17 protein-coding genes and 1 tRNA gene are annotated in these 18,405 nt (G+C 74.2%); 9 read left to right on the top strand and 9 right to left on the bottom strand.

The window, feature by feature from the left end:
• The first annotated feature begins 41 nt into the window (after nucleotides 1–41).
• Nucleotides 42–3,650, top strand: coding sequence for an nSTAND1 domain-containing NTPase (locus tag IEY75_RS13300; protein ID WP_189114629.1), 3,609 nt, complete (start codon nucleotides 42–44; stop codon nucleotides 3,648–3,650).
• Here IEY75_RS13300 and IEY75_RS13295 read toward each other — a convergent pair.
• Nucleotides 3,647–4,579, bottom strand: a complete 933-nt coding sequence (locus IEY75_RS13295; RefSeq protein ID WP_189114628.1) for a LysR family transcriptional regulator — start codon at nucleotides 4,577–4,579, stop codon at nucleotides 3,647–3,649. The two genes, IEY75_RS13300 and IEY75_RS13295, sit on opposite strands and share 4 nt — an antisense overlap.
• Before the next feature lie 87 nt (nucleotides 4,580–4,666).
• Here IEY75_RS13295 and IEY75_RS13290 point away from each other — a divergent pair, with 87 nt between their 5' ends.
• Nucleotides 4,667–5,749 (top strand): EamA family transporter, encoded by a 1,083-nt coding sequence (locus tag IEY75_RS13290; protein ID WP_189114627.1) that lies wholly within the window; start codon nucleotides 4,667–4,669, stop codon nucleotides 5,747–5,749.
• 72 nt (nucleotides 5,750–5,821) lie between these two features.
• Here IEY75_RS13290 and IEY75_RS13285 read toward each other — a convergent pair whose 3' ends face one another.
• From IEY75_RS13285 to IEY75_RS13275, 3 genes are read right to left on the bottom strand one after another with little or no spacing between them, the layout of a single operon-like run.
• On the bottom strand, nucleotides 5,822–7,072 hold the full coding sequence (locus tag IEY75_RS13285) for a sulfate adenylyltransferase subunit 1 (protein WP_189114626.1): 1,251 nt from the start codon (nucleotides 7,070–7,072) through the stop codon (nucleotides 5,822–5,824).
• A complete protein-coding gene (gene cysD / locus IEY75_RS13280; protein WP_229789663.1) occupies nucleotides 7,072–7,914 on the bottom strand; it encodes a sulfate adenylyltransferase subunit CysD in 843 nt (280 codons plus the stop codon). Before cysD ends, IEY75_RS13285 begins: the two co-directional genes overlap by 1 nt.
• A gap of 59 nt (nucleotides 7,915–7,973) precedes the next feature.
• Nucleotides 7,974–8,816 carry a 3'(2'),5'-bisphosphate nucleotidase CysQ gene (locus IEY75_RS13275; RefSeq protein WP_189114624.1) on the bottom strand — a complete coding sequence of 281 codons (843 nt, stop codon included), beginning with the start codon at nucleotides 8,814–8,816 and terminating at the stop codon, nucleotides 7,974–7,976.
• A 160-nt stretch (nucleotides 8,817–8,976) separates the two neighbouring features.
• Between IEY75_RS13275 and IEY75_RS13270 the strand changes: the two genes are divergently transcribed.
• Both IEY75_RS13270 and IEY75_RS13265 read left to right on the top strand, forming a co-directional pair.
• Nucleotides 8,977–10,080, top strand: a complete 1,104-nt coding sequence (locus IEY75_RS13270) for an aminotransferase-like domain-containing protein (protein ID WP_189114623.1) — start codon at nucleotides 8,977–8,979, stop codon at nucleotides 10,078–10,080.
• A 29-nt stretch (nucleotides 10,081–10,109) separates the two neighbouring features.
• Nucleotides 10,110–11,084, top strand: a complete 975-nt coding sequence (locus IEY75_RS13265) for a CorA family divalent cation transporter (protein WP_189114622.1) — start codon at nucleotides 10,110–10,112, stop codon at nucleotides 11,082–11,084.
• A gap of 87 nt (nucleotides 11,085–11,171) precedes the next feature.
• Here the strand turns inward: IEY75_RS13265 and IEY75_RS13260 are convergent, their stop codons facing one another.
• Complete coding sequence (locus IEY75_RS13260) at nucleotides 11,172–12,125, bottom strand: hypothetical protein (protein WP_189114621.1); 954 nt, start codon at nucleotides 12,123–12,125, stop codon at nucleotides 11,172–11,174.
• A gap of 143 nt (nucleotides 12,126–12,268) precedes the next feature.
• Here IEY75_RS13260 and IEY75_RS13255 point away from each other — a divergent pair, with 143 nt between their 5' ends.
• The 4 genes from IEY75_RS13255 to IEY75_RS13240 all read left to right on the top strand — a co-directional run bounded on the left by IEY75_RS13255 (nucleotide 12,269) and on the right by IEY75_RS13240 (nucleotide 15,208).
• A complete protein-coding gene (locus IEY75_RS13255) occupies nucleotides 12,269–12,793 on the top strand; it encodes a peptidylprolyl isomerase (RefSeq protein WP_229789647.1) in 525 nt (174 codons plus the stop codon).
• A gap of 78 nt (nucleotides 12,794–12,871) precedes the next feature.
• Entirely contained in the window at nucleotides 12,872–13,780 is a 909-nt protein-coding gene (locus IEY75_RS13250; protein ID WP_189114619.1) for a rhomboid family intramembrane serine protease, read from the top strand.
• Nucleotides 13,781–13,868: 88 nt separating this feature from the next.
• A complete protein-coding gene (locus tag IEY75_RS13245) occupies nucleotides 13,869–14,402 on the top strand; it encodes a hypothetical protein (RefSeq protein ID WP_189114618.1) in 534 nt (177 codons plus the stop codon).
• Between the two features lie 104 nt (nucleotides 14,403–14,506).
• Entirely contained in the window at nucleotides 14,507–15,208 is a 702-nt protein-coding gene (locus IEY75_RS13240; protein ID WP_189114617.1) for a glycosyltransferase family 2 protein, read from the top strand.
• Here the strand turns inward: IEY75_RS13240 and IEY75_RS13235 are convergent.
• Nucleotides 15,195–16,142, bottom strand: coding sequence for an NAD(P)H-quinone oxidoreductase (locus tag IEY75_RS13235; RefSeq protein WP_189114616.1), 948 nt, complete (start codon nucleotides 16,140–16,142; stop codon nucleotides 15,195–15,197). The two genes, IEY75_RS13240 and IEY75_RS13235, sit on opposite strands and share 14 nt — an antisense overlap.
• A 103-nt stretch (nucleotides 16,143–16,245) precedes the next feature.
• Here IEY75_RS13235 and IEY75_RS13230 point away from each other — a divergent pair.
• A tRNA-Ser gene (locus IEY75_RS13230) sits at nucleotides 16,246–16,332 on the top strand.
• Between the two features lie 136 nt (nucleotides 16,333–16,468).
• Here IEY75_RS13230 and IEY75_RS13225 read toward each other — a convergent pair.
• The 3 genes from IEY75_RS13225 to IEY75_RS13215 are packed head-to-tail and all read right to left on the bottom strand — an operon-like array spanning nucleotide 16,469 to nucleotide 18,251.
• Nucleotides 16,469–17,872, bottom strand: coding sequence for a tyrosine-type recombinase/integrase (locus IEY75_RS13225; RefSeq protein WP_189114615.1), 1,404 nt, complete (start codon nucleotides 17,870–17,872; stop codon nucleotides 16,469–16,471).
• Complete coding sequence (locus IEY75_RS13220) at nucleotides 17,869–18,084, bottom strand: helix-turn-helix transcriptional regulator (RefSeq protein ID WP_189114614.1); 216 nt, start codon at nucleotides 18,082–18,084, stop codon at nucleotides 17,869–17,871. Before IEY75_RS13220 ends, IEY75_RS13225 begins: the two co-directional genes overlap by 4 nt.
• The gene (locus IEY75_RS13215; protein WP_189114613.1) at nucleotides 18,081–18,251 is read right to left on the bottom strand and encodes a hypothetical protein; all 171 of its coding nucleotides are present in this window, start codon (nucleotides 18,249–18,251) and stop codon (nucleotides 18,081–18,083) included. Before IEY75_RS13215 ends, IEY75_RS13220 begins: the two co-directional genes overlap by 4 nt.
• Nucleotides 18,252–18,405: the final 154 nt, after the last annotated feature.

Genomic DNA, 18,405 nt, shown 5'->3' with positions numbered 1-18,405 from the left:
CAGCCGGGCCCGAAACGTCGGAGACGGCGCGGGGAGGCACCGTGGCGCGACCGGAGCGGGTACTGGATCCCACGGCTGGCCCCGTCCAGGAGTTCGCGGCGGCGCTCCGCCTCCTGCGGCGGTCGGCCGGCAACCCCGGCTACCGGACGCTGGCCGACCGCGCCGGCTACTCACCGTCCACCCTGTCCGACGCGGCGGGTGGCCGCCGACTGCCCGGACTGGCGGTCGTCCGCGGCTTCGTGGCCGCCTGCGGCGGCGACCCGGCCGAGTGGGAGGAGCGCTGGCGGGCGGCCAGCGCCGCACTGACGGCACAGGCGAACGTCCGCACCGGGCGGGACGCCGACGCGCCGCCGTACCTGGGCCTGGCCAGCTTCCAGCTCGGCGACGCCGGCCGATACTTCGGCCGGGAGGCGCTCATCGCCGACCTCGCCGCCCGGGCCGGCGCCACCGGCCTGCTCGCTGTCGTCGGGGCCTCCGGCAGCGGGAAGTCCTCGCTACTGCGGGCCGGCCTCGTCCCCGCCCTCACCGGGGAGGCCGGCGCGGCCCCGCTGATCGTGACCCCGGGCGAGCGGCCCATGGACGAACACCGGGCCGCGCTAGCGGGGCCGCTGCCCGGGGTGATCGCCGTCGACCAGTTCGAGGAGGTCTTCACCCTCTGCCGCGACGCCGCCCAGCGCGCCGACTTCATCGACGTCCTGCTCGACGCGGCGGCGGAGCCCGGGGTCGTGGTCCTGATCGCCCTCCGCCCCGACTTCTACGGCCACTGTGCGCGGTACGAGCGCCTGGCGACGGCGCTGGCCGGCGCCACCGCGCCCCTGGGCCCCATGACCGAGGAGGAGCTGAGCCGCGCGGTGACCGCCCCCGCGCGGACGGCCGGCCTGTCGGTGGAGCGGGCGCTGGTCACCAAGGTGCTCGCCGACGCCGCGGGGCAGACCGGTGCGCTGCCGCTGGTCTCGCACGCCCTCCTGGAGACGTGGCGCCACCGGCAGGGTACGCAGCTCACCCTGGCGGCGTACGAGGCGACCGGCGGACTCACCCGCGCGGTCGCCCAGACTGCCGAGCGGGAGTACGCCGCTCTCGGCGCCGCGGCGCAGGCCGCCGCGCGCGACCTGCTCACCCGCCTGACGGCGCTCGGCGAGGGCACGGCCGACACCCCGCGCCGGGTGTACACCGCCGAGTTGGACCGCCCCGCGACGGCCGAGGTCGTCGAGCGGTTCGCCCGCGCCCGCCTGCTGGTCGTCGGCGAGGACACCGTGGAGATTGCCCACGAGGCCCTCATCACCACCTGGCCGCGCCTGCGCGCCTGGCTGACGGAGGACCGGGAGAGCCTACGGATCCACCGCCGCCTCACCGACGCCGCCACGGTCTGGGACGGCCTCGGCCGCGAGGACGGCGACCTGTACCGCGGCCCCCGCCTGACGATCGCCCGCGAGTGGGCCGACCGACCCGGGCGGGCCGCCGAGCTGAACACCGTCGAGCGCGAGTTCCTGCACGCCGCGGTGTCCGCCGAGGACGCGGAGCGGGCCGCCGCGACCCGGCGCGCCCGCCAGATCCGGCGACTCACCGCCGGCCTCGCCGTGCTGCTGACGCTGGCTCTGCTCGGCGCGGGTACCGCCCTGTGGCAGTGGCGGGAGGCCGTGACGCAGCGACAGGCGGCCCTGTCCCGGCAACTCGCCGCCGAGGCGACGGCCGTCGCCCGGACTGACGTACCCCGGGCGCTCGCCCTGGCGGCCGGCGCGTACCGGGCGGCCGACACGGTGGAGGCGCGCGGCGCGCTGCTGAGCCTGGCCGGGCACCAGGTCTACGCCGGCCGCCTGGTCCACAGTGACGCCGTCAAGGAGGTCGCCTTCAGCCCCGACGACCGGGAGCTCGCCCTCGCCGGCCAGGACGGCGCCATCGGGGTGTGGGACCTCGCCCGACGCCGGGTCCGCACCCGGCTGCTCGGGCACGACGGCGCGGTCCGCACGATCGCCTACCAACCGGGCGGCTCCCTGCTCTCCTCCGGTGGGCTGGACGGGACGGTGCGCCTGTGGGAGCCTGCCCGCCCCGGCGAGCCGCGGGTCATCCACCGCGGGGCCGCCCCGGTCAACGGCGTGGAGTTCAGCCCCGACGGGACGCTGCTGGCGGCCGTGTTCACCAGCGGCGAGGTCCGGGTCTGGCGGGTGTCGGACGGCACCGTCCGGCACCGTTTCGCCATGCCCCGCGGTGACCGGTCCGACCTGCACTTCAACCCGGGCGGGGACCGGCTGGCCGTGACCGGAGGGGACGGTCGCGTGACGGTGTGGGCGCTCGCCCCCGGCGGGCGCGGGTGGACTGTCCCGGCCGGCGCGGAGCCGGCGGAGGAGGTGCGGTTCGCCCCGGGCGGCCGGCTGGTGGCGTCGGCCGGCGACTCCGGCGTGGTGTACCTGAGGGACGCGGCGAACGGCGCGCTCCGGCGGATCCTGCGCGGTCACCACGCCGGGGTGCGGGCGATGGCGTTCGCACCCGACGGGCACACGCTGATCACCGGAGACACCGGCGGCGTGGTGTACCGGTGGGATGTCGAGCGGGGCCGCCCCCGGGCCGAACTCGTTGGCAACACGACCGTGCCGTACAGCATCGCGGTGAGCGCCGACGGCGAGACGATCGCCTCCGGCGGCCGGGACCGCACCGCCCTGATCTGGCGACGCGGCACGCTGCCCCTGGCCGGCCCGCCGGGCGAGATCGGCAACCTGGCCCAGAGCCCGGACGGGCGCACCCTCGCGGCGACCAACCCGCCGCAGATCGTCGGCGGCGTCGCCACCCAGGAGACCGTGCTGTGGGACGCGGACAGCCGCCGCGTCCGCGCCGACGACCACACCGACGTGACAGCGACGCCGACCGGACCACCGGAGCCTCCCCGCGCCCTCCCGGCCCAGCCGCTGCTGACCTGGTACCAGCGCGAGGCGCACCTGTGGGACGCTGCCGCCGGGCGACGCGTCCGCGCCCTGCGTGGCTTCGACGACCGGCAGCTCGCCGGCGACCTGCACCCGGCCTCCGAAACCGCCGCCGTCGCCGGCACCGACGACACGATCCGCCTCTTCGACGGCCGGACCGGCGCCCTCCGGGCCGCCCTGCACCAGCCCGGTCGGATCTACGCGGTGCGCTTCAGCCCGGACGGACGACGCCTGATCTCGGTCACCGCCGGCGGCGTGATCAGCGTCTGGGACGTCGCGGCCCGCGCCACGACCGCGGTGTGGGCCAGCGGCGTCAACGTCGTGGACGTCGCGGTCCGGGCGGACCTCGGCGAGGTGGCGCTCGGCGGGGGCGACGGCGCCATCTCGTTCTGGGACACCGCGGCCGGTCGGCTCCGGTACGCCGGCAGACCTGCGCACGCCGGTGCGGTGGACGCGCTCGCGTACAGCCCCGACGGCCGGACGCTGGCCAGCGGGGGCCACGACACCACCGTCGTCCTCTGGGATATCGCCCTCGGGCGGTCGACGGCGACCCTGCGCGGGCACCGGGCCGCCGTGACCACCGCGCTGTGGAGCCCTGACGGTGCCACCTTGTACACCGGCGGCGCCGACAGCGCGGTGATCCCGTGGCCGGTCGACGCCGGTCGGGCGTACCCCCACGTCTGTGCCCGGTTGGCGGCCGACTTTCCCGACCACCCGCGGACCGCCTGCCCCTAGGTGTCCTGTCCATGGACGTCGGTGACCCGGCCGGCGGCGGCGCGGAGGCCGTGGCGCAGGCTGTCCCGGAACGCGCGCACCCGCGGATGCCGCGCCGCCCCCCGCCGGACCCCGGTGAACAGCCGGCGCCGCGGCCGCCCCGGCAGGCCGACCAGCCGCAGGTCGGCCCGGTCCCCGACGCCGAGCAGGTCGGGCAGCATCGCCACCGCGTGCCCGGTCGCCACGAGGTGGACGTGCAGCAGCAGGTCGGGCGTCTCGAACCGCACGTCGGGCTCGAAGCCCGCGTCCCGGCACAGCGCCACCATCCAGCGGGCCGGTACCGAGTCGGCGGGGTCGAGGACCCACGGCACCTCGCGCAGGTCGGCCAGCTCCGGCCGGCGCAGCGCCAGTGGCCCCCGGGTGGGTACCGCCAGCCGCAGTTCGTCGCGGGTGAGGTCCGCCTCGTCCACCCCGGGCATCCGGGCCTGCGGCAGGCCGGGGTACTCCTCGCCGAGCACCAGGTCGAAGTCGTGGGCGACGAGGCCGGCGAACGCGGCCTCCGGGTCCTGCTGCGTGATCTCGACCCGCAGCCGGGGGTGGCGGGCGGCGAGCTGGGACAGGGCGGCGGGAATGAGCGCCAGCAGGACCGACTGGAAGGAGGCGACGCGCAGGGTGCCGGTGACCTCGGTCAGCGACGCGGCCAGCTCCGCCTCGGCCAGTTCGAGGCGTTCGAGGACCGCGTCGGCGTGGGTGACGAGCAGGCGCCCCTGGGCGGTCAGCCGGACGCCGCGCCCGACGTGCTCCAGGAGGCGTACGCCGGTCTCGGACTCAAGCTGGGAGAGCTGCTGGGAGATGGCCGAGGGGCTGTAGGACAGCGCCCGGGCGACGGCGGCGAGGGTGCCGCGGCGGTCCAGTTCGCGGAGCAGGCGGAGGCGGTGGACGTCCAGCACGGCACCCTCGATTCGTCAGTTCTGCTTACCAGTGTCCTCCAGAAAGGTTCGCTGGACAGGACGCTGCCGGGACGCGACCGTGGAGGCATGGATCTTCAGCCGACCGCCGCGTCCCGCGGTCCCGCCGTCGCCGCGGTGCTGGGCGCCTGCGTCTCGCTCCAGGTCGGCGCCGCGTGCGCGGCCCGCCTGTTCCCGGCCGGCGGTACCGCCGGCACGACGCTGCTGCGGCTGGCGCTGGCCGGCCTCCTGCTGCTCGCCGCCGCCCGCCCGGCCGTCCGTGCGTGGGACCGCCGCCCGTGGGGCGCCGTGGCGCTGCTCGGGCTGTGCCTGGCGGGCATGAACGCCTCCTTCTACGCGGCGATCGCCCGCATCCCGCTCGGCCCGGCCGTCACGATCGAGTTCCTCGGCCCGCTCGCCCTGGCCGCCGTGCTCTCGCGGCGCGCGCGGGACCTGCTGTGGGTCGGGCTCGCGCTGGCCGGCGTGGTCCTGCTGGGTACCGCCGGGCATGCCCCGGGCGCCGGCGGGCTGGACCCGGTCGGCGTCGCGCTGGTGCTCGTGGCGGGGGCGTTCTGGGCGGGGTACATCGTGGTGACCGCCCGGGTCGGCGCGGCGGTACCGGGCCTCGGCGGCCTGGCGGTGGCGACCGGCGTCGCGGCGCTGGCACTGGTGCCCTTCGGTACGCCCGGGGCGGTGGCGGCGCTGGCCCGGCCGGAGCTGCTGCCGCTCGTGCTGGGTACCGCGGTGCTGGCCTCGGTCATCCCGTACTCGCTGGAGTTCGTCGCCCTCCGCCGCCTGCCGACCCGGACGTTCGGCGTCCTGCTCAGCCTCGAACCGGCCGTGGCGGCGCTGGCGGGCTGGCTGCTGCTGGGGCAGCCCCTCGGCGCGCTGGGCTGGGTGGCCGTCGCGGCGGTCGTCGCCGCGAGCGCCGGTTCGACCTGGTCCGCCCGGTCCGCGACGGCCGCGCCGGAGCCGGCCGGGCCGGTCCCGGACCTGCCCGAGCCGGGCCTGGTTCTGCCCGAGCCGGACCTGGTTCTGCCCGAGCCGGGCCTGGTTCTGCCCGAGCTGGCGCCGGATCTGCCCGAGCCGGCGCCGGTACTGCCCGAGCCGGCGGCGGTGGTCGCCGCCGCGGCGGGCCGGCGGGACGCGCCCCAGACCTGCGCGGCCACGTGACCTCGACACCGGGCCGGGGTCGAGTCGAGGGTCGAGCCCTTCATCCGGCCGCCGGTCCCCCGCCCGGCGGCGTCAGCCGTCGACGATCATCCCGGCAGCGACCGTCCGGTGGGTGGACTCGTCGATGAGGATGAAGCCGCCGGTGGTGCGGTTGCGGCGGTACGCGTCGGCGAGCAGCGGCTGGGTCGTCCGCAGCCGGACCCGGCCGATCTCGTTGAGCGTGAGCCCGTCGGAGCCCTCGTCGCGGTGCAGCGAGTTCACGTCCAGCCGGTAGTGGAGCTGGCGCACCACGGCGCGCGCCGTCCGGGTGGTGTGCTTGATCGCGTACCGGCCGCCGGTGCGCAGCGGCCGCGTCTCGTCCATCCAGCAGAGCATCGCGTCGATGTCCTGGGCGGTGGCGGGGGCGTTGTGCGGGCGGCAGATCAGGTCACCGCGGGCGATGTCGATCTCGTCGGCCAGCCGGATCGTCACCGACATGGGCGGATACGCCTGCGCGACCGGCCCGTCGGCGGTGTCGATGTGGGTGATCGTGGAGGTGAAGCCCGAGGGCAGCACCATGACCTCGTCGCCGGGCTTGAGCACCCCCGAGGCGACCTGGCCGGCGTACCCTCGGTAGTCCGGGTGGGCCGTGGACTGGGGCCGGATCACGTACTGGACCGGGAACCGCACGTCCACCAGGTTCCGGTCGCTGGCGATGTGCACGTGCTCCAGGTGGTGCAGCAGCGAGGGCCCCTCGTACCAGGGCAGGTTCGCCGACCGCCTGGCGATGTTGTCGCCGTGCAGCGCCGACACCGGGATCACGGTGAGGTCCGGCACATCGAGTTTCGCCGCGAACGCGGTGAACTCCGCCGCGATCTCCTCGAAGACCTCCTGCGACCAGTCCACCAGGTCCATCTTGTTCACGCACAGCACCAGGTGCGGCACCCGCAGCAGCGAGCACAGGAACGCGTGCCGGCGCGACTGCTCGACCAGCCCCTTGCGCGCGTCCACCAGGACGAGGGCGAGGTCCGCGGTCGAGGCCCCGGTGACCATGTTGCGGGTGTACTGGATGTGGCCGGGGGTGTCGGCGATGATGAACTTGCGCCGCGGCGTGGCGAAGTAGCGGTAGGCCACGTCGATGGTGATCCCCTGCTCCCGCTCGGCGCGCAGGCCGTCGGTGAGCAGCGCCAGGTTGGTGTAGTCGTCGCCGCGGGCGGCGGAGACCGCCTCGACGGCGGCGAGCTGGTCGGCGAACAGCGACTTGGTGTCGTACAGCAGCCGGCCGATCAGCGTCGACTTGCCGTCGTCGACCGAGCCGGCGGTGGCGAAGCGCAGCAGGTCCATCAGAAGTAGCCCTCCTTCTTCCGGTCCTCCATCGCCGCCTCCGAGGTCCGGTCGTCGCCGCGGGTGGCGCCGCGCTCGGTGATCCGGGTCGCCGCGACCTCCTCGATCACCTTCGCCACGGTGTCGGCGTCGGACTCGACCGCCGCGGTGCACGAGGCGTCGCCGACGGTCCGGTACCGCACCCGGGCGGTGAACGGGGTCTCCCCGCGCGGGGTGACGAACGCGTTGACCGCGTACAGCATGTCGCCGCGCCGGATCACCTCGCGCTCGTGCGCGAAGTAGATCGGCGGCAGGGCGATGTCCTCGCGGGCGATGTAGTGCCAGACGTCCAGCTCGGTCCAGTTCGACAGCGGGAACACCCGGATCGACTCGCCGGGGGCGTGCCGGGCGTTGTACAGCGACCACAGCTCGGGGCGCTGGTTGCGCGGGTCCCACTGGCCGAACTCGTCCCGGAACGAGAACACCCGCTCCTTGGCCCGCGCCTTCTCCTCGTCCCGGCGGGCGCCGCCGAACAGCGCGTCGAACCGGTACTTCTCGACCGTGTCCAGCAGCACCGGCGTCTGGATCCGGTTGCGGGTGCCGTCGGCCGGCGCGCTGACCAGCCCGGACTCGATCGCGTCGGGTACCGACCCGACGATGAGCTGGAGGCCCAGCTCGGCGACCCGGCGGTCGCGGTAGGCCAGCACCTCGGGGAAGTTGTGCCCGGTATCGATGTGCAGCACCGGGAACGGAATCCGGGCCGGCGCGAACGCCTTGGACGCCAGCCGCAGCATGACGATCGAGTCCTTGCCGCCGGAGAACAGCAGCACCGGCCGCTCGAACTCGGCGACGACCTCGCGCATGATGAACAGCGCCTCGGACTCCAGCGCGTCCAGGTGCGAGAAGCGGTACGCGGCGACGCTCACCCGGCGGCCCCTTCCTCGATCAGCACCTCGCCGGTCTTGATCAGCTCGGCCAGGGTGCCGAGCAGGGCGTCGCGGTGCTCCGGCCGGCAGACGAGCAGGTCCGGCAGCCGCGGGTGCGCCCGGTTGTACTCCAGGGGACGGCCGTCCAGCCGCGAGCAGTGCAGGCCCGCCGCCGTCGCCACGGCCACCGGGGCCGCCGAGTCCCACTCGTACTGGCCGCCCGCGTGCACGTACGCGTCGGCCTCGCCGGTGACGACCGCGCACACCTTCACCCCCGCCGAGCCCATCGGCACGGCCACGCCGCCGCAGCGCTCCAGCAGCGTGCTGACGAACCCCGGCGGGCGGGAGCGGCTGACGGCGACCCGCATCGGGCCGGCCGCGGCCGGCGGGGGCGGGGCGTCGGTGCCGAGGACGACCTGCCGGGCGGGCAGCGCGACGGCGCCCGCGGTCAGCCCCGCGCCGCGCTCCCACAGGGCCACGTGCACGGCCCAGTCGGTGCGGCCCTGCTCGCCGTACTCGCGCGTGCCGTCCAGCGGATCGATGATCCAGACCCGGTCGGCGGCGCGCCGGTCGGCGGCGGCCTCGCCGCGGGCGCCCGCGTCCTCCTCGGAGAGCACGGCGTCCCCGGGGCGTAGCCGGCCCAGCTCGCCGCGCAGCACGTGGTGCGCCTGCCGGTCACCGGCGGCCCGCAGGGCACCCGGGTCGGCGTACCCGCGCACGTGCCGCAGGTCGAGCAACCGCTCGCCGGCCAGCCAGGCCAGCCACTGCGCGACCGTCTGGTCCCGGTCGTCGGCCGGGCTGGCGCCCGCCCCTGCGCGTACCGGATCGTCGAGCCCCACCGCATCCCTCGCTCCCACTGGCGTGCCCGACAATCTAGTACCCCCGCCGCCCGCCGACGCGGGACACCGCGCCACATCCACACCGATGTCGGCGATTTGCCCCCGTAGAGCCTCGGCGGGCGGTCCGGCGGCGTCCGGGGCACCCTCTACCCTCACGGGTATGACCGCTCAGGACCTCATCTCCTTCGCCCGGGGCGCGCCGAGCCTCGACATCGTCGACATCGACGGACTCAAGGCCGCGGCCGTCGCCGCCCTCGACGCCGACCCGGGCGGGGCCACGGCGTACGGCACGTCGGTCGGCTACCCGCCCCTGCGCGAGTGGGTGGCCGCGCGGCACAGGGTGCCGGTGGCGCAGGTGCTGCTGACCAACGGCTCGCTCCAGGCGGACGCCTTCCTGTTCGACGCCCTGCTCGGCCCCGGCGACGACGTGGTGGTGGAGAACCCGACGTACGACCGCACCCTGCTCGGCCTGGGCAACCGCGGCTGCCGCGTGCACCAGGTGCCGCTCGACGCCGAGGGCGTGGACACCGGCGCGCTGCGGGCGCTGCTGGAGTCGGGGGTCCGCCCCAAGCTCGCCCACATCATCCCCAACTACCAGAACCCGGCCGGCGTGACGCTCTCCCTCGCCCGCCGGCGCGAACTGCTGGCGCTGGCGGCCGAGTACGGCTTCACCGTCTTCGAGGACGACCCCTACACCGACATCCGGTTCCGCGGCGAGGCCCTGCCCGCGCTCCAGGAGCTGGCCGCGGACGTGCCGGGCGCCGTCGTGGTCCGGGCGGGCTCGTTCACCAAGACCGTCTGCCCGGGCGTGCGCGTCGGGTACCTGATCGGCGCGCCGGACCTGATGGCGCGCATCGCGGGCACGGCGACGAACCTGTACATCTCGCCGAACATGTTCGCCCAGGCGACCGTGCACCAGTTCTGCGTCAGCGGCGGCTTCGACCGCTCGATCGCCACCGTCAGCGCCGCGCTCGGCGAGCGCGCCCGGGTCCTGGGCGAGGCGCTGCGGGAGAACCTGCCCGATGCCGCCTTCACCGCCCCCGACGGCGGCTACTTTCTGTGGGTGGAGTTCCCGGCCGACGTACCGGCGGACAAGCTGGCCGCGGCGGCCGCGGAGCGCGGCGTCGCCGTCGTCAAGGGCAGCGACTTCGTGGTCGACGGCGGCCACCACGCGCTGCGGCTGGCGTTCTCCGCGGTGACGGTCGACCGGATCCGCGAGGGCGTGCGCCGGCTGGCCGACGCCGTGGCGGCGGTCCGCGGCTGACCGGCCGCGCACACGACGGAGGTGCCCGGGTGACCGGAGCGGCGCCCGACACCGCCGACGTGGTGGCCTGCCTGCGGTATGCCGGCGGCCGCTGGCAGGAGGTCGCGGACCCGTACGGCCCCGGCCTCGACCGGGCCGCCGAGGCGCGTGAGGGCTTCACGTGGCTGGCTCTGCGCGACCCGCCGGCCGACCGGCTGGCCGAGGTACGGCGGCGGCTGGGCCTGCCCGAGGCGGTCGACGTCGCCGAGGCCGGCGCCGACGACCCGGTGACCGTCGAGGTCGGCACCGTGGGGCGCGACCCGGCCGGCGGGCTGCGCACCGGGGAACTGACAGTCACGGTGGCGCCGCGGCTGGTCCTGGCGGTCCACCGCGGCGCCGACGGACCCCTGGGCGCGGTCGCCCACCACCTCGCCCACCGCCGGCACGGCGCGACCGTCGACCGCTGGACCGTGGTCCTGGACCTCGTCCAGCACGTGGTGACCGGGTACCCCGACGCCCTCGAAGCGGTGGCCGGGGAGATCAACGCCCTGGAGGAGCTGGTGTTCGACGACCGGCCCGACGACGGCGTGGTCAACCGGATCCACCGGCTCAAGCGCGACCTGGTCGAGCTGCGGCGGGCCATGGTCCCGGCGCAGCGCCCGCTGGGGGCGCTCGCCGACGGCGACGAGCCGCCGCTGCCGGGGCGGGTCCGGCGCCGGCTGCGACAGCTCCGCGAGGAGGTCGTGCAGGCCGTCGAGCAGCTCAACGGGTACGACGATTTGTTGAACTCGATCTTCCAGGCCCGCCTGGCGCAGATCTCGGTCGCGCAGAACGACGACATGCGCAAGATCGCCTCGTGGGCGGCGATCGCCGCGGTGCAGACCATCGTCGCCGGCATCTACGGCATGAACTTCTCGGACATGCCCGAGCTGCACTGGCCCTACGGCTACCCGGCCGTGCTGACCCTGATGGCCGGCAGCGCGGCGCTGCTGTACTGGCGCCTGCGCCGCGCCGGCTGGCTCTGACCGCCCGCGACGACCCGGCCGCCGACGACCGCCCGCCGACGACCCGGCCGCCCCCTTCGCGGGAGGTGGCCGGGCCGTCGCCGTACGTCAGCGCGTGGTGCCGCGCCGCAGGCCGTGCCGCGGCCGGGAGCCGCTCGCGCCCTCGCCGGCGGCCAGGCCGTCGGCGCGCCCGCCGCCGATCCCGCCCACGGGCGGGGTGACGCCGCCGGTGGGCATCCCGTAGTCGGCACCCGCCCCGGGCGCGCGTCCCGTGGCCAGGCCGTTGCCGCCGGCCGGGCCGCCGCGCCCCGGACCGCCGCCGGGGCCGCGCCCCGCCGGGCCGGTGGGGCCGCCCTGGCCGATGCCGCGACCGGGTTCGCCCGCGCGCGTCGTCCCGCCCTGCCCCGAGCCCGTTGCCGGTGTGCCGCCGCCCGGACCGCCCGTCCCAGCCACCGAGTGCAGGCCGCCAGAGCCGGACTGGCCGGAGCCCGCGTGCGCCCCGACGCTCTTGTTCTCGCCGGTGAGGACCCCGGAGCCGCTCACGCCCGCGCCCACCCGGTCCGGGGCGTGCAGGCCGTCGGTGTCGGGCCCCAGGTCGCGCTCGGCGTCGAAGTCGTCCCAGGCCCGCTGCTGCTGCTGGCGCCGGACGATCATGGCCGCGATGCCGCCGACCACGGCACCGGCGGCGGCGAGGGCCAGGATGCGGCCGGTCCGCGAGCGCCCCTTGACGGGCCGCTGCGTGACGCGCGCCGCCTGCTTCCTGACCTTCGTGCCCTTCCGGCCCGCGACCTTGGCACTGTCGCGCGCCGCCTGCGTGGCAGTGGCGGCGATCGGCGCGAGCACGGCGGCGGTGCCGCCGATCCCGGCCACGGCCGCCGCGCGCACCCGCTCGGCGGTGGGGGCCATCCGGGTCCGGGCGGCGCTCACCGCCGGGCCGACCGCGGTACCGAGCCCGCCCGCGGCGTGGTTCGCGGCCTGGGCGAGGTGGCCCAGGCCCTCGCCGAGCTCCTCCCTGAACAGCTCAGCGTGCTTCCTCGGCGTGCGTCGCCTCAGCGTGAACACCTCTCGCCCACCTCCCGGTAGTTGTCGCCAGCCTCATGGCGGACGGCATACCCCCGGATCCCGCCGACGACACATGGCAGGATTCCTATGCACCGTCCGCCCGCGTCCTGTCGGGCGCGGGCCCACTGACACGAGGAGTACCTGTGGCCGAGGCCCGCTACGCCACCCTGCACACGAACGTCGGACCGATCCGGGTCGAACTGTTCGGCAACCACGCCCCCAAGACCGTGCGGAACTTCGTCGAACTGGCCGAAGGCACCCGCGAGTACACCGACCCGACGACGGGCAAGCCGGGCGAGGGTCCGTACTACGACGGCGTGATCTTCCACCGGGTGATCTCCGGGTTCATGGTCCAGGGCGGGGACCGCACCGGTACCGGCCGCGGCGGCCCGGGCTACACCTTCGCCGACGAGTTCCACCCCGAGCTCCAGTTCGACAAGCCGTACCTGCTGGCCATGGCCAACGCCGGGCCGGGCACCAACGGCGCCCAGTTCTTCATCACCGTGGGCCTGACCCCCCACCTGAACAACCGCCACACGATCTTCGGCGTCGTCGCCGACCCGGCCGGCGAGAAGGTCGTGGACCAGATCGCCGGTGCCGACACCGACAGCAACGACCGCCCGCAGCAGGACATCGTCATCGAGCGCGTCGAGATCGAGCGCGCCTGACCGGCCGCGGAGTGGGGACCCGTGCGGGTCCCCACTCCGCGGGGCGCCCCGGCGGTATGCGGCGGGTAGGTTGGCCGCATGAGTGAGGCAGCCGGCGCACCCGTCTGTTACCGGCACCCGGGTCGGCAGACCTGGGTCCGCTGTACCCGCTGCGAGCGGCCCATCTGCCCCGACTGCATGCACGCCGCGGCGGTCGGCCACCAGTGCCCCGAGTGCGTCGCGCAGGGGCGGCGCACCCAGCGGCAGGGCCGGACGGCGTTCGGCGGCGGGCCGGCGGGCCAGCGGGGGTACGTGACCAAGGCGCTGCTGGCCACCAACATCCTGGTCATGCTCGCCTCGGTGCTGTCGGCGGGCGGCGGCGGCCTGCTGGGCGGCGGCTTCGCGGGGCTGGGCGGGGACGTCACGCCGCTGATGGCCTGGGGCGGCGTCTTCGGCCGCGACGACAGCCCCGAGAGCATCGCGGCACACCTGGCGGGCATCTACCACGGCGAGTACTACCGCCTGGTCGCGGCGATGTTCCTGCACTTCGGCCTGCTGCACCTCGGGCTCAACATGTGGGCGCTGTGGGCGTTCGGCCGGTACCTGGAGGCCGCCCTCGGCCCGATCCGGTACCTGGCGCTGTACCTGCTGGCGGGGCTGGGCGGCAATGTCGCCGCATACCTGTTCGCCCCCGGCGCGCTGACCGTCGGCGCCTCCGGGGCGGTCTTCGGCCTGTTCGGCGCCCTATTCATCGTGCTGCGCCGGCTCGGCAACGACACGTCCTCGGTCCTGACCGTCCTGGGCATCAACCTGCTGTTCACCTTCGCCATCCCGCAGATCTCCAAGGCCGGGCACATCGGCGGCCTGGTCGTGGGGGCGCTGGCGGCGCTGGCGCTGGCGTACGCCCCGCGGCGCCACCGCACACTCATCCAGGCGGGCGCTTGCGCACTCCTTTTCGGGCTACTTATGGTGGCTGCGGCGATCGGAACTCTACGCCTCTCGGGCTAAACCGCCCGTAAGGGTGGAGTAACAAGTTCGCGTGTGGAAGTTGCGCGCCTGACCGTTTCACCGCCCGCGAAGCTGTCGTTAATCTGACATGAACGTCTTCTCCCGCACGTTCCTCCCCGCCGCCCGCGAGGCGGGTCTGGCGGTGTCGACGGTCAGTCGCCACCTGCCGGTACTGCGCCAGTGCGTCGGCCCTGGCGACGCCGTCAGCCTCGTCGCCCGCTGCTTCCGGCCCGAGCGGCCGCAGCGGGAGGACTTCCTGCTGCTGCTCACCCGGCGCCGCCTCGTCGTCACCCGCCAGGGCTGGCCGCTGAGCCGGCTGCGCCTGCACCTCAACGCCGAACTGCGCCACCTGCGCCACGTAAGCTGGACCGCCGACCCGCGCAACGGCGTCATCGAGCTGGCCGCCACCGCCGTCGACGGGGTCCGCGAGCGCTTCTGCACCCGGGTCCCCCAGCCGCACCAGCTCTGGCGCCTCGACGACCTGTTCACCCAGGTCTTCCGCGGCGAGGCCGCCGCCGCCGCGCGGCGCCCGGTCTTGGCCCACGCCGTCGCCGCCGAGACCGCCCTGGCGGGCCACCGCGACCTCGTCCCGCGCGGCTTCCGCACCCTCGCTCCGGCCTGACCCGGCGGCCGGTCGACCGCCACCGGCGGTCCGCGCCCCGGCCCCCGGAAGGCGAGCGGGTAGGCTGACCCGGTCTCACCACCCCCTCAGACGCGGAGACCGCGGTGAAGCTCTCGATCCTGATGCCGGTATTCAACGAAGCCGCACGCATCGGCGACGCGTTGAAACAGGCGTTGGCCGTCGACTACCCCTGCCCGATCGAGATGGTCGTCGTCGACGACGGCAGCCGCGACGGCACCGCCGACATCCTGGCCACCATGGACGACCCCCGGCTGCGCGTCGTCACCCACCCCCGCAACGCCGGCAAGGGCGCCGCGATCCGCACGGCGGTGGACAGCGCCACGGGCGACTACATGGTCATCCTCGACGCCGACCTGGAGTACGACCCGCAGGACATCCCGCGCCTGCTCGGCCCCGTCCTGGACGGCCGGGCGGAGGTCGTCTACGGCAACCGGACGTTCGGCAGCCACAGCTCGTACTCGTTCTGGTACGTGATGGGCAACAAGGCGGTCACGCTCGCCGCGAACGTGCTGTTCAACTCGTACATCGGCGACCTGGAGACCTGCTTCAAGCTGATGCCGGTCGCCCTGTACCGCTCGCTGGAGATCCGCTCCCGCGGCTTCGGCATGGAGGCCGAGGTCACCGCCAAGCTGCTGCGCCGCCAGATCCGCCCCTTCGAGGTACCGATCTCCTACAACGCCCGCACCCGCGACGAGGGCAAGAAGATCACCTGGCGGGACGGCGTCGAGGCGATCTGGATCCTCGGCCGCGAGCGCGGCCGCCGCCGGCCGGTCACCCGCCGCTGACCCGCAGCACCACCTTGCCGACGTGGTCGCCGCCGGCCACGACCCGGTGCGCCTGCGCCGCCTCGGTCACCGGCAGCACCCGGTCCACGACCGGCCGGATCCGCCCGGCCTCGACCAGGGGCCACACCTGGGCCCGCACCCCGGCGACGATCTCCGCCTTCTCCGCCGCCGGCCGCGCCCGCAGCGTCGTCCCGATCAGGGTCGCGCGCCGGGCCAGCACGGCGCCGAGGTCCAGCTCACCGCGCCGGCCGCCCTGCATCCCGATCACCGCCAGCCGGCCACCGGTCCGCAGCGCGGCCACGTTGCGGCCCAGGTACGGGCCGCCGATGATGTCCAGGATCACGTCCGCGCCGCCGTCGGCCCGCACGACCTCCGCGAAGTCCCCGGCCGTGTAGTCGATCGTCCGGTGGGCGCCCAGCGCCCGCAGTGCCTCGTGCTTCGCCGGCCGCGCCGTGGTCAGCACCCGCGCCCCCAGGGCGACGCCGAGCTGGACCGCGAAGGTACCGATGCCGCTCCCGCCGCCGTGCACCAGCAGGGTCTCCCCCACCCGCAGCCCGGCCGCCCGGACCACGGTGGACCAGACCGTGCACGCGACCTCCGGCAGCGCCGCCGCCCCGGTCAGCGCCACCCCCGCCGGCACGGGCAGGAGCTGGGCCGCCGGGACCGCCACCCGCTCGGCGTACCCGCCGCCGGACAGCAGCGCGCACACCGGCTCGCCGGTGTCCTCCCGGTGGCCGGCGCACTCCAGCCCGGGGTACGGCGACGCGCCGGGCGGCGGCGGGTACCGCCCCTCCCGTTGCAGCAGGTCGGCCCGGTTGACGGCGGTGGCCGCCACGGCGACGAGCACCTCGCCCTCGTCGGGTACCGGGTCGGGGACCTCGGCCCACGTCAGCACCTCGGGTCCGCCGGGGGCGGTAATCGTGACGGCGCGCATGTCGACAGTCTTACCGTGCGCCCGCCCCCGCCGTCACCCGGGCCGCCCCCGGGTGCGGGGTCTGGCACACTTGGCACCGGCCGGCGGCGCGCCGCCGGCCGCGGGAGGGTTCGCCTAGTGGCCGATGGCGCTGGTCTTGAAAACCGGTAAGGGGGCAACCTCTTCGTGGGTTCGAATCCCACACCCTCCGCCCTGAGGGCAGCAAAAACGCCCCCGGACCTGCGAAAACAGGTCGCTGGGGGCGCCTCCGCTTAGGTGAGTGATTCTCACGGATTCTCAGCGAATCTCACTCTGGCTCACCGGTCGTGTCGGATACGTGTCGTCGATCAAGCCGCCGCCTCGTCGCCTGGAGGCGGCTCTGGGGCGACTGTCGGCGGCTCACCAAGCGCGCTCTCAATCCGCCGCCGCGCGGCTTCGTCCTGGCCGTAGACGCAGGATGCGTACACCTTGAGCAGGACGTGCACGCTGTGCCCTGCCCACTGGGCGACCTGGGTAGCCGGAACCCCAGCGTTCAGCCACAACGACACTGCGGCGTGCCGCAGGTCGTACGGTCTGCTGGCCAGCGGCGAAGCCTGCTGTACGGGCGTCAGTGCCGCTCTGCGCGCACCGCGCCACGCTCGAAGGTAGGTGCTCTTGGTGACCGGGCCGGCCCCTGCCCTGGCGGCGTGGAACATCCGACCGCCGCGCTGCCGCTTCTCGGCCAGATGCCGGCGGAGGACGGCGACCAGCTCAGGGCAGGCGGGCACATCGCGGGTCGCCGACTTCGCGCGGTGCTTCAACTCCCGATCCTCCCGGTTCTCGCCGCTGTCGCTCCACTCCCCACCTACATGCTGAGTCGACCCGCTCAGATGCAGCCAGCCCCATCCTTCTGTGGGCAACTCACACTCGTCTTCCCGCAGGTGAGCCACTTCGGATGGGCGCATGGCGGCGAAGTACATGCAGGCAAAGAACCCCTCTAGTTGCGGGTCTGTCTTAGCAACAGCCGCTAGCAGTCTCCGAGCCTGCATTGCGTTCACGACCACTTTGGGGTCGACCTCCTCCGCACTCTTGGGTAGCTTCCATTGGACATAGTCCATCGGGTGGGTTTCGAGATGCCGCAGTTCAACTGCGTACTTGAGAGCGCCGTAAAAGATGGCGCGCTTGCGGGCGATAGTATTAGCGGCAGCAGCACGGCCGTCTACGAGAATTGCAAGTCGGTCAAGAGCTTTGCGAACAACTCCGGCGTCCTTCAGCTCCGAGATCGGCACCGTATTACGCTCCACCCAGGCAACAACACGAGACAACTCCAGGGGTGGCTCCCCCACATTACGCTGGGCCTTATTAAACGACCAACGGTAGAGCGCCAATCTCAGGGTATTGTCGTCCGGTGCGCCTCGGTCAGTCTTGAGAAGGGCCAACGTAGCGAATGCCAGAGACTCGGCGACGCTTTTTCGTTGTGTCGCCGCCGCTCGCGCCCACTTCATGTCGACGTAGGAAACCGCGAGGTCGTACCACGAGATTGCGTTAAGCTCGCGCGCCATCGGCTCGGGAAGGCCGGACTTCCCGTCAAATGCAACGCCCTCGCGTTGCGCGACAATCAGCTTAGACCGGAAGCTCTCCGCCAGAGCACGAGTGGCGAAGGTGTCGCGGAACGGCGTGGCGGCGACCTTCCATCGCACCGTGTAGGACTTGCGCTTTTTAGCCAGCGTGTTTTCGAGGATAGCGTGAATCCGAACGTCGTAGACACTCAAGCAGCGTTCTCCTCGCGTGACTCAATCCAGGTATCCAGGTCGCGGCGGCGGACTCGGAGGCTGCCGTTGGGATATTTGATCGTTCGGGGTGCGATGCCGAGGGCTTTCCACCGGTAGAAGGTCGACTTAGGCACGTCGAGTTCGGCCAGCACTTCGGGGACGGTCATGAGTTCGCCGGTCCGGGCCGGTCGGCGGATCGGGGTAACGGTCATCGGTCCTCCTGAGGGGGTAGCGGGGTGGCCTCGATGTAGATGCGGGCGTACGCGAAGGTTGTTCGGTCGGGATAGGGGCGGCTGACGGTGTGGATGTCGAGGACTTCGGCCAGGGCGGCGAGGGTGGCGGTGCATTCGGTGGGGGTGCCGTGGAGTCTGATTCGCACGGTGGGGTCCTTTCGGGACTTGGGAGGGTCGGGACAAGGTTCGGGAGGCACGGTGCGCCACGACGCACAGGCGACCCGCTGAGAGCGCCCTAGAGCCAAGATTTTCGTTGGCCTGGTGGGATTGGGTGGGTGAAACCGGCTACGGCGTTCTGGA

This window comes from Pilimelia terevasa (genome assembly GCF_014647915.1).
GTDB classification, from domain to species: Bacteria; Actinomycetota; Actinomycetes; order Mycobacteriales; family Micromonosporaceae; genus Pilimelia; species Pilimelia terevasa.
Note: the sequence above shows the minus strand (reverse complement) of the source record. Positions and strands in the feature narration are given on the sequence as shown.